Annotated in this window: 1 protein-coding gene; it reads right to left on the minus strand. The window is 69.3% G+C overall.

The genetic code is table 11. From position 1 onward, the window contains the following. A partial coding sequence (locus AN216_RS00450; protein ID WP_139140824.1) for an AAA family ATPase occupies positions 1 to 1,143 on the minus strand: 1,143 nt, incomplete at its 3' end. Between the last annotated feature and the right edge of the window lie 218 nt (positions 1,144 to 1,361).

Raw genomic sequence — 1,361 nt, forward strand, 5'->3', positions numbered from 1 at the left:
CCAGGTCAGCACCCGCGAGGCCAGCGCGGGAGCACGTGCAAGAGTGCGCTCGGCGCCCGCTCCGCACAGCACCAGCGACGCCTGCGTAGTGGGGGCGTCGACCAGCAGGCGCAGGTAGTCCAGTTCAGGGGCGGCGATGCGCTGGACGTCATCGATGACCAGCACACCCGGATTCTTCAACGCGTCAATGAGCGCGCGGTCAGCGGCCTCCGTGCGGTTCACCAGCGACGGGGCAGACAGGCCGAAGGCCGTGAGCAGCGCGGCACGCAACTGAGGCAGAGCCGGCTTCACCGCGACCAGCGCCTGGTGGACCGGAAGGCGGCGCGGCAGCAGACCCAGTGCCTGGTGGACCGCGACTGTCTTTCCGTGCCCGGTATCCCCGTACACGCACAGCAGACCTCGCGCGGCGACTGTGTGCGCGAGGGCCTCGGTCACCTCGCCCACCTGCCGGGTGGAGACCACGTGCGCGCCCGGCGCGTACAGCCGCACGTCCCGGCCGAACAGCAGGCGTGTGTGAGCGGCGGCGGGCTCGGACTCAGCTGGCACCGCCGATGCCGCCGACGCGGCCGTTCCGACGGCCTGGTCCGCGGCCGGGACGGACAGGGCCTGACCGGCTTCATCGACCGTGCCCGGCAATGCCAGCTCGGCCAGAGCCCGGTCGTAGCGGTCCAGTCCGGCATAGCCCCGAGCCGGCCGTGCGACCTCAAGTCCCCGGCCGGCGCGCAGATCCCGGCGCACTGCACGCAGTACTGTCGCCAGCGAAGGCACCGGCACCGAAGCGGCACCCTGGTCGCCCGTCATCCACCGGTACAGCGCGGACACGTTCCCGCCCAGGTCAGCCAAGCGGGACCACAACGCGTCATCCAGGACGAACCCCCCACGCCGCGCAGCAGGTTCCACACGGCCCGAGGAACGAGCCTGGGCCAGCCACCGCCACACCGTGCGCTCCGAGACCCCCACCGACTCAGCGACGATCCGCACATGCACCGTCTCCAAGATCTTGGCCTCCCTCAACTCAAGGAGACGGCGTACCACCACCGGCCGCATCACAGCCCGGTCCAGGGAAAGCGAATCAAGCGGAACACCAGCAAGCGGCGCCTCCGGCACGACCGAAGACGAAGACGGCGAGGATTCGACAGCCATGGGCCCACCCCACTCCCCCGCCCGCACCACGAACACAGGAATGAGCAACCCCACGACAGCCAGCACCCAGATGTGCTAGCTCCCCTACCCGTCCCATAACAGCTACTTGGTCACCCCAAAGCAGCCAAGATCAACCACGGAACAGCCAGCTCAGCAAACCATCACCCAGACAAAACCGGCTGACGCCCAAACCGATGCCACCCCGCCACCCACTCACA

Source organism: Streptomyces oceani (genome assembly GCF_001751245.1).
Classification (GTDB): domain Bacteria; phylum Actinomycetota; class Actinomycetes; order Streptomycetales; family Streptomycetaceae; genus Streptomyces; species Streptomyces oceani.